This is a genomic window from Candidatus Protofrankia californiensis (assembly GCF_900634765.1).
Classification (GTDB): Bacteria; Actinomycetota; Actinomycetes; order Frankiales; family Frankiaceae; genus Protofrankia; species Protofrankia californiensis.
This window is the reverse complement of record NZ_CAAAFT010000261.1, coordinates 1,152-10,260: the sequence shown is the minus strand read 5'-3', so window position 1 is coordinate 10,260 and position 9,109 is coordinate 1,152. Positions and strand designations below refer to the sequence as shown.

At 67.1% G+C, this 9,109-nt stretch carries 10 protein-coding genes and 1 riboswitch; of the genes, 6 read left to right on the top strand and 4 right to left on the bottom strand.

Annotated features, from left to right (window positions below; genetic code table 11):
* On the bottom strand, positions 1 to 318 hold a 318-nt coding region (locus DD1DGNOD_RS28075), incomplete at its 3' end, for a glycosyltransferase (protein ID WP_206443168.1).
* Between the two features lie 753 nt (positions 319 to 1,071).
* A riboswitch (cyclic di-AMP (ydaO/yuaA leader) is annotated at positions 1,072 to 1,247 on the top strand.
* Between the two features lie 2 nt (positions 1,248 to 1,249).
* On the opposite strand from DD1DGNOD_RS28075, the gene DD1DGNOD_RS14240 reads away from it, so the two are divergent.
* Positions 1,250 to 1,657, top strand: coding sequence for a transglycosylase family protein (locus DD1DGNOD_RS14240; RefSeq protein ID WP_131766867.1), 408 nt, complete (start codon positions 1,250 to 1,252; stop codon positions 1,655 to 1,657).
* Positions 1,658 to 1,915: 258 nt separating this feature from the next.
* On the opposite strand, the gene DD1DGNOD_RS14235 is transcribed toward DD1DGNOD_RS14240, so the two are convergent.
* Both DD1DGNOD_RS14235 and DD1DGNOD_RS14230 read right to left on the bottom strand, forming a co-directional pair.
* Entirely contained in the window at positions 1,916 to 2,416 is a 501-nt protein-coding gene (locus DD1DGNOD_RS14235) for an NUDIX hydrolase (protein ID WP_131766866.1), read from the bottom strand.
* Between the two features lie 177 nt (positions 2,417 to 2,593).
* Positions 2,594 to 3,505, bottom strand: a complete 912-nt coding sequence (locus DD1DGNOD_RS14230) for an LLM class F420-dependent oxidoreductase (RefSeq protein WP_131766865.1) — start codon at positions 3,503 to 3,505, stop codon at positions 2,594 to 2,596.
* 542 nt (positions 3,506 to 4,047) lie between these two features.
* Here DD1DGNOD_RS14230 and DD1DGNOD_RS14225 point away from each other — a divergent pair.
* On the top strand, positions 4,048 to 4,962 hold the full coding sequence (locus DD1DGNOD_RS14225; RefSeq protein ID WP_131766864.1) for an aminoglycoside phosphotransferase family protein: 915 nt from the start codon (positions 4,048 to 4,050) through the stop codon (positions 4,960 to 4,962).
* A gap of 246 nt (positions 4,963 to 5,208) precedes the next feature.
* Here the strand turns inward: DD1DGNOD_RS14225 and DD1DGNOD_RS14220 are convergent, their stop codons facing one another.
* Positions 5,209 to 6,333 (bottom strand): DUF1152 domain-containing protein, encoded by a 1,125-nt coding sequence (locus tag DD1DGNOD_RS14220; protein WP_165036716.1) that lies wholly within the window; start codon positions 6,331 to 6,333, stop codon positions 5,209 to 5,211.
* Between the two features lie 93 nt (positions 6,334 to 6,426).
* Between DD1DGNOD_RS14220 and DD1DGNOD_RS14215 the strand changes: the two genes are divergently transcribed.
* The 4 genes from DD1DGNOD_RS14215 to DD1DGNOD_RS14200 form a co-directional block, all read left to right on the top strand.
* Entirely contained in the window at positions 6,427 to 7,179 is a 753-nt protein-coding gene (locus DD1DGNOD_RS14215; RefSeq protein WP_131766862.1) for a GntR family transcriptional regulator, read from the top strand.
* Between the two features lie 83 nt (positions 7,180 to 7,262).
* Positions 7,263 to 7,688, top strand: a complete 426-nt coding sequence (locus DD1DGNOD_RS14210) for a hypothetical protein (RefSeq protein WP_131766861.1) — start codon at positions 7,263 to 7,265, stop codon at positions 7,686 to 7,688.
* Complete coding sequence (locus tag DD1DGNOD_RS14205) at positions 7,681 to 7,884, top strand: hypothetical protein (RefSeq protein ID WP_131766860.1); 204 nt, start codon at positions 7,681 to 7,683, stop codon at positions 7,882 to 7,884. Before DD1DGNOD_RS14210 ends, DD1DGNOD_RS14205 begins: the two co-directional genes overlap by 8 nt.
* 635 nt (positions 7,885 to 8,519) lie before the next feature.
* A partial coding sequence (locus DD1DGNOD_RS14200; RefSeq protein WP_165036726.1) for a site-specific integrase occupies positions 8,520 to 9,109 on the top strand: 590 nt, incomplete at its 3' end.

Below are 9,109 nucleotides of genomic sequence, written 5' to 3'. Positions count from 1 at the left end.
ACCGGTGGCCCGGCCGATGGCGCGGGCGACGTCGCCGGTGCCATCGTCGCTGGAGTCGTCGACCAGCACGACCCGCAGCTGTCCGGGGTAGTCCTGCCCGAGCAGGGTCGGCAGGGTCTTCGGCAGCATCTCGGCCTCGTCCCGAGCAGGAACGATCATGGTGATCGCAGGCCAGCCCCCTGGCGGCGCGGCTCCGCCCGTCGCGCCGGAATCGTGGGTGTCAAGTCGGGTATCGGTTCGCCAGAACATTCCGTGCCCGCCTGCGAGGACCAGCCAGACCAGCATCGAGAGCACCGCGCACGCCGCCAGCGTCATCATGTTGGTCAGCGTCGCAAATTACCCGGCTCCACGCGCCAGCCGGGCGGGCGGTGTGTTCAGTTCTTCCCACCTGCCCGGAACTCGACGTGGCCGCGTCCCGCGCTGTCCCCGTCGAGGACGGGAGCCCACCTCTCAGCCGAGGCCCGGCGGTAGCCCGTCCGAACGGCGGATGCGCGAGACGGCGCTGTGGGCCGCTTCCCCGCCGCCGCGACGCGCGGTGCACTGCGGACGCGCGGTGCACCGCGCCACGGTGCTCATCGTCGTTCCGGGAATGCGACCTCCGGTGTCTGGAAGAGGTTCCGGCGCCTGAATGACGTTCCGGGGCAGGGCTTACGCCGACGAGAGACATCGAATTCCCCGGTCTCCTTCCGGGTAGCAGGTCCGGTGCGCACGAGTGCTGAAGGTGCCACGGACAGGCCCGACACGATACACGCGTTCGGGACCGCCACCGGTTTCTCCACGCTTCTCCACGCAGCACGTCCAGGCATTCGACGACCACGAATTCGATCCGGTCGCCCACGCCATGCACAGTCGAAATGACTACCCGAGAGCGTGGCAATATCGCTACAATTCTCCGGCAGATCGGATCTGATTAGATGATGAGTGCGCGTGCGCGCGCGTTACCCGGTGGCCGGGGCAGCCATCAACATCAGAATACAGTGTGCTCATGTTCACGGCCGCCTGCCTGCCCTTGCTTTCCGGGTCGGCACCGTGCGTATGGTCTGCGCCGTGCCTTCGCGAAGAAGGTGCACGTCGGGCGGCACGCCGAATCCTGCCCCGGCCGACGGAAATCAAACCAATGGCAGGATCGGGGGAACCACTTTCGGGCGTCGCGTATCAGACGTCCTCGGGGTGAAGCCGCAGAACGCGGCCGGGCAGTCCCAGCCCGAACCCGACAGCTAACCTCGCAGGCGTGGGGAAGGGCATCACCATGTCCCAGGCACGTACTCGCGATCGCGGAGCCAGGCACGCCGAGAGGCGTATCCGCGCAGGAATCACGACGCGTACCCGCGCAATGATCGCCGTCCCGGCCGTTGTCGCCGCCGTCGGCAGCAGCATCGCGATGTCCCAGCCGGCAAGCGCGGCACCGTCCGCGGACCGGGTTCTGTCCGCCATTGTGCAGTGTGAATCCAACGGCAATCCGCGCGTTGTCAACGAGATCGGCGCGGGGGGGCTGTTCCAGTTCCTGCCCCCCACCTGGCGGGGTGTCGGCGGGTCCGGCCTGCCGCAGAATGCCAGTGCCGAGGAGCAGTGGAAACGCGCTCGCATCCTCTACGCGCAGCAGGGCACGGGTCCGTGGTACGCATCCAAGCACTGCTGGGCCGGAAAGATCGGCTAACTGGTTCGTTCCCGGGTAGCCGGCGATATCCCGGTGGAGATCGGACTCCGGTCGGATCTCCACCGGGCGCCCGGGCACCAGCCGCCTGATCGGAAATCCGAAACATCCCCTATTGATCAGCATCTGGGCTGCGGATTTTCCCTCGTCGCAGCGGACCCGGATGCTAATTCCGAACTCGTGTCCGAACCCGTGCCGGACGACGTACTGCAGGCCGGCCGGTGACCATCCAGAATCCCGGATGGATCATTCCGGATGGATTCAGAGCCGGGAGCGATCCCGATCCACCCGGCCGAGCGGCGGGCGCGTCCGTTCGAGTTCCAATGCGATGTCGACCAGATCGATCCGGTCGAGGGCGTGGACCTGATCGAGATCAACCCACGCGGCCTGGTCGGTCGAACCGCCGACCTCGTGTCGGAGCTCGCCGGCGACCACCCGGGCCGCGTAAATGACCCGCAGAGTGTGCTGGTCGGCTTCGATACCCCCGTTACGCTGGAAACAGCGACGTATCGAGTCCAGGCCGAGCAGGGATTCGATCACGACGTCGTATCCCGTTTCCTCCTCGGCCTCGCGGATCGCCGCAGCAGCGGGATCCTCCCCGTGATCGAGCCCGCCGCCGGGCAGCGTCCAGAACGTGTCGTCCGCCCCGGCGAAGCGCGCGAGCAGCACCTGCCCGTCCCGGATGCAGACCACGTATGCCGCGAGCCTCAGCTCCCGCGTGAGAACCGGTTGCGCCTCCGCGTCCTCCAACAACCCACTCACCCTTCCGGCAGCGACAACCGACCTGGTCCACTCCCACGCCCAGCCGTTATGACTGTATTCGCACGCAGCGTGGACGATCCGCGTTCGCAGGCGGAGAGCCGCCGGTATGCCGGGCCGGTTGCGAACCAGATCAGCCATCCAGGTCAGCCCGCCAAGCCGCCAGGTCAGCCCTGCGGATCAGCCCGCACGTGTGTTGAGGCCGACGAGCAGATCGGTCGTTGTCGTCTGTTCCTGCGCCGACCCGATCGGCAGCGCCACCAGTTCAGTGACACCGGCGCTCGCCAGCCGCCGGATCTGGCGTTCGACGGAAGCCTCGTCGCCGAGGATGACCGTGTCCCCCGGACCGTCCACGCCCTCCCGGTCGAATACAGCGCGGTAGCTGGGCAGCTGCCCGACCATGGCGAACCGTTGGGCAACCCACCCCCGGCGCGCGTCGGCGTCCGAGGTCACGCATACGAAGGTGAGGGCCACCACACGGGGATCCGGCCGGCCCGCCGCCCGTGCGGCCCGGGTGATCGTCGGCACGATATGGTCGGCGAGGGTCGCCGGGCCCGTCCAGGTGGTGACTGTGCCGTCAGCGAGCTCGCCGGCTGTCCGGAGCATCGCGGGGCCGAGCGCGCCGATCAGTAGCGACGGCGGCTTGGTACCCGGCGCGTCGACAGCGCCGACGGCTGTGAGGGTTGCGCCCCGGTGGGAGACGCTTTCCCCACGCAGGAGCGGGCCCAGCACGGACAGGTACTCCCGAAGGTGGTCGACGGGCCGGTCGAACGAGTAGCCGAACTGCTCTTCGACGATGACACGGTGGCTCACGCCGATACCCAGAGTGAGCCGGTTGCCCACGGCCGCCTGAACCGTGAGCGCCTGGCTGGCAAGCACCAGGGGATGACGGGGATAGGTTGGTACCACCGCCGTTCCAAGTTCGATACCAGGCGCATCCCGGCCTACGACCGCCAACGCGGTGAGCGCGTCCCAACCGGCGAACTGGGTCAGCCAGGCGCTGGCGAAGCCGGCCTTCGCCCCGTCGCGGGCCGCCTCCACGACCACGTCCAGCGACCGTCCCTGATCGTCCAGATATATTCCGACACGCATCGGTCCTGCCTTCACTCGTAGACCTTCACCCGTGGACCCGGCATGACCGGACACGGTGGATATAGTTGCTTTCAGTGACGTCTCGGATGCCTACGTCGCGACGAGGTGTACGTGCTCGTAGGCGCCAGCCCCGGCTGCAAACACACCGGAGGGTGTCGGCTGAGGGACCCGCTCCGCGTTCCAGGCGTCCAGCCATGATCGAAAAGCTGGAACCCGCGTGCGGGGAGCGCGGAAGATTCACATAAAGTGAGTGTCCCTCCAGGTACCGGTCGGCTCCGTCATTTCGACCGTTGCCCCGCTGTGGTCCTCACAACGGTTCGGCTACCGAGACGCCGGCCACCGACCTTGTGGCTACCGACCCCGTGGCAGCGGACACGACAGCCGACCGAAAAAGGAGTGGACAGGCTCCGCCCCGGAACGTGACATGGATCCGGCGCCCGGCACGGAGGGATGCGTCATCGGTCGGTCCCCGCACGGTTGCGGCGTCCGTGCCGCGCCGCTGATCCGCCTTCGCCGCAGGTTGAGAAGTTGGGGAGATGCCGATGTCCGCCGGGAGGATGCACGTCGACGAGGTGGACATCGACGCACAGCTTGTGAGCCGGCTGCTCGCGGCGCAGTTCCCCCAGTGGGGGGACCTTCCCGTCGAGCCGGTCCACTCAGCCGGCACCGACAACGCGATCTATCGACTGGGCGAGGACATGGCCGTGCGGCTCCCCCGCATCCGCAGAGCTGCCGGGCAGGTGGGCAAGGAGCACCGGTGGCTGCCGCTACTGGCCCCGCTCCTCCCGCTCGCCATCCCGGTCCCGCTCGGCAAGGGAAGGCCCGCCGAGGGCTATCCCTGGTCCTGGTCGGTCTACCGGTGGCTCGACGGCGAGAACGCGACCACCGAACGCATCGCCGATCCACACCATGCGGCTACCGAGCTGGGAGGCTTTGTCGCTGCCCTGCACCGGATCGACCTCGACGGCGGACCGCCCCCGGGGGAGCACAACTTCTTGCGCGGCGTGCCGCTGGCCATGCGCGACGCCCAGACTCGCGCCGCGATCGGCTCCCTGTGCGGGACGCTCGATACCGGCGCGGTGACCGCGGCGTGGGAGGCAGCCCTGCGGGCACCGGCGTGGCAGGGTCCGCCCCGCTGGATCCACGGCGATCTCCTCGCGGGGAACCTGCTGGCTCGCCACGGCCGGCTGAGCGCCGTCATCGACTTCGGCGGTCTGGGTGTGGGCGACCCGGCGTGTGACGTGATGGCCGCGTGGACGTTCCTGCCCGCCGCAGTCCGGGAGATGTTCCGAGCGGCGGTAGGGGTCGATGACGCGACCTGGGCGCGGGGTCGCGGCTGGGCGCTGTCCGTCGGGCTCATCGCCCTGCCCTACTACCGGGTCAGCAACCCCGTGCTCGCCGGCATCGCCCGGCGTGCGATCGACGAAGCCCTCGCCGATCACCAGCACACCGCATGACACCGTTCGCAAACCTCGGAGAACGAGGTCGCGACTGCTCACCGCTCATCCGAACAGTGAGCAGCAGGAACCACCGGAAAGCTCTCCAGGAATGATCAGAGCTGTTCCAGTCGATCGGTTGCCCGGCCCAGCGTTCTCGGCACCCGCCGCCCCAGCCGTAGGTGGAAAGTGTCGTCCGCACAGCGGAAACCACCTACAGCGGAAGGAAGCGTAGGTGGAAAAAGCTGTCGGGACGACCGAAAGCACCTACGCCTCCTTGTAACGGCAGTTACGAACAGGCCACAAGGGGAGAGCCGGACGCTCGGCCTGCTCTGCCAGGAGCCTGGCCTGAAGCTCGGCGATGTCGTCAGGATAGACGTCGAGGGCTTCGGCCAGACGGCGAAACGTCAGGTAGTCGATGCCTCTGGCGCGGGCCGCAGCGATGTGGGCGTCGGCATCGCGGCACAGGTCCTCGGCGAAACGCCGACGGTGCCGAAAGCGAGGGCTGGACAGCCGCTGGGCCTTCTCGCGTTCGTAATCGATTTCCGAGATGCCGCAGACACGACGGATGACATCCTCGGCCTGGGCGAGCGTGCCGGTATCGGCGAGGGACGCGACATGCCGGGTGCTGGGGACGAGGGCAGCCAGATCGACACCGTAGATGTCGGCGCTGTGGTCGGTGAGTTCGACCGGAGTGCCGTTGTCGCGAATCTCGACGGTGCCACGGGCTCCGAGTGCGGCTGCGATGAGCAGGGCGGTTGCTTCGGTGGGGTGCCAGGCAAGGACGTCGAGTGCTGGCTGTACCTCGTCACTGTGCAGCCGGTGAAGGATCCGTCCGCCGAGTGCCTCGACGCGGGAGAGAACCTCGGACTCGGACAGCTCGCCGTCGAGTCCGGGACCGGCGGTGAGGATCTCGACCGGGACGGGCAGACCCGTGCATGCGGCGAGGGCCAGTCCGTCGGCAAGCGGGCTTCGGAGTCCGGGCTCGTCGCCACGGGCCACGACGTCACCACCGACGTCGACAACCCATACCCGGTCTGCGCCGGTGATCTCGACCAGTTCGGTGACTTGGCGGCGGATACCGCCCGCCCCGCCGCTCGGATCGATGAGATGAAGGCGGGCATCTGTCTGGCCGGCCAGACGCGGGAGAGTGGATCGACCTGGCGGCACCGTGTCCGTTTTCGGCGTGATCTGCCAGTTGAACCGTCCAACGGGAACGAGAGCTGTGAAGCCGTCGGGACCGCGTGGCCCAGGTAGCGGATCGATGCGCAGGCGTTCCCACGCGTAGGTGAGGACGAGTGGCAAGGCTGCGGACGGCCGAAGGATGCGGTGGATGATCGTTGCGGCCAAGGCGTCACCTCCGCCACCGGCCGCTACCAGGAGAACGCCCACGACCAACAGCCTACGAATCACGCCCTTTTTGGTTCATGGCAAAATTGGCGTATGGTGCGACTGGACTTGACCACTAGCCAAAGGTCGCCAGTGATGCCGGAGATCCAACAGGCCCTCCCGAAGTACCTCCAGATCGCCAACCACATCCGGGACAAGATCCTGGCCGGTGACCTGCGTCCCGGGGACGAGGTTCCGTCGGAACGTGCCCTTGCCGCGGACTGGAAGGTCAGCCGGCCGACGACGACGAAGGCGTTGGAAGCGCTGCGTACCCAGGGACTGGTGGGCTCACGGCAGGGGGCGGGCACGTTCGTGCTGGACCAGATACGCCTACACCGGCGTGCCCGGGACCGCTACCGGCACTCACGCGAGACCGGGAAGGTCTATGCAACCGACGAGTGGGCGGAAATCGCCGCTGCGGAGATCACGGATCTGACGGAGTATGCGGCGGAGGCTTTGGAGCTGCCGTATCCGGGGCAGGGCATCCGCCGTCGCCGGATCACGAACTCCGAGGGCGGTCCTCGTTCGGAGGTGTCGACATCCTGGTACTCCCCGGCGCTGGCGGAGGTCGCGCCGCTGCTCCTCCAGCGGGAGCGAATCCGACAAGGCACCCTCGCCTACGTCGAGGAGAAGACCGGCCGGCGAGGCAAATATGCACGGGACACCATCGCCGCGCGGCTCGCTACCGACACCGAGCGTATGGAACTGGAGCTTGGCAACGGGCCGTCAGCTGTGCTTATGGTCCACCACACGGTGTACGACGCCCAGCAGCGCCCGATCGAGTTCGCCGAGGCCGTATACCCACCGGACAAGTGGACCTTCGAACAGGGCTACTCAATGATCGACTAGCTCAGCACCGTTCCCGCTCCATATGTAGGCGAGCAGCCCGTGTGCCCTGCACCTAACCGTCCCACCGAGAGAGGAGATCGCAGGTGGCTGTATCCGATCACGAGATGGTGTTAGAGCTGGGAATGAGTAAACAGGAACTGATCCGTACGGTCGAAGCCGGTGTGCCTCCGCGTGCACGGTTGGCAAGCGTTGACGGTGACGTCGACCTCACGCTGATTTGGCGAGTCCGCGACGGAGCCGCCTGGCCGGACGCCGACGCGGCAGCGGCGGCAGAGGAACGCGCATGGCGTGTCTGGATAGAGGCGGACGCCCGGGCGCAGGAGCTGGCCCGGGCCGAACGCGCCGCGTTCGAACAGGTGGCGGCGGCACGGGATGCCTGGCGTGAGGCTGTCCGGGTACTGGCCCAGGTCGCCCCGGCCCAGGCAGTTGACCCGTACGGTCTTCCCGTCGCACCGGACGATGGCGATACTCCACCCGACGGCAAGCGTGAGGAGGGACAGCGTGTTTGACGATCAACGCACCAGTCCGGCCCTCTACGCCTTGGTCCATCTCCCGGACGCCGACCCGATCCCGTCAGTCGCGGAAGTCGTGCTGATGTTCTCGTCACCTGCCGAAGCCGATGCGCACGCTACGTACCATGGCTACTCCAGCTACCGGGTCGCCTCGGTGACCTTCGCTATCCCGGCCCAGCCGCCCAGACGATAGCCAGCATAAAGAGATCTTCGTAAGCGATTTTTGCAAGCCAACTGGCATATACCACTCTTCTGGCCAGTTAATTAGTCCACTGGCCAGAAGAGTGGCTTGGCGGGAAAGAGTCGAGCCGGTACGGGACAGGGAATGATCGTCATAGGACCGCATCGGATGCCAGTCCGCTTTGAAGACATGTTTCCGCACAGCGCGTTCATGCTCTCTCGACCAGCCCTGCGGGTGAGGACGACCCTGCCGATGATGGCGCGGGTCTCGTCCGGACTGGCCACGATCCTCGCTGGCAGCTCATAGCAGGACAGGGCCGCGCCGGAGAAGCGCGATCAGATCGTTCCGAGGGCGCCTGTGTCTCAAGCTTGTGCCTGCTCCTGACCTTCTGGCCCCTCTATGCCACCACTCAGCGTCGTTTGGCAGCTGGTGACGCAGGCCCGAGTCCTGCAACAGGACGCCGAGTCAGGACGAGAGCTACGCGGCTCCGCCAGCGGTCCCTTCGCCGTCCAGCGTCAATCAGTATCGTTTCGTATTTTTGTTTCGAATCAAAACGTAACAATCGAAATGAAACTTCTATGGCTCTGACGCCCGATAAGCTTTACTTCCCGGGCGTCAGACTGGCACCGGGAGGGGAGGGTCGGAGATTGAGTGGCGACGGCGCAGAGGTTGCAGTTCGTCGAGATGGTGATTACGCCGTGCTTTCGTCCGACCTGGTGGAGCGGGTGGCCGACTATGCCCGTGCTGCCAGGGCTGCTTCGACGTGGCGCGCCTATGAAACAGACCTGCGCCACTTCGCCGCCTGGTGTGCCGAGCACTCCCCGCAGCTGGTGGCGCTGCCGGCGTCACCGGCAACCGTGGCCGGCTACCTGACGGCGCTGGCCGACTCCGGTTACAAGCCGGCCACCGTCCGCCGGAGACTGGCCGCCATCTCCGTGGCCCACCAGCTCGGTCGTCATCCCAATCCCGCGGCCTCGCCCGAGGTCGCGACCGTCTGGGACGGCATCCGCCGCGTCCACGGCACCGCCGTGAAGCGCAAGAACGCGCTGGAGACCCGCCTGCTCACCCAGGTGCTCGCCGAACTGGACGACTCCCGACTCGCCGACCTGCGCGACCGGGCGCTGCTGCTGGTCGGTTTCGCCGGCTGCCTGCGCCGCAGCGAGCTCGTCGCGCTGGACCTGACCGACATCGCCGAGACACCGGACGGCGTGGTCCTGACCATCCGCAGGTCCAAGAC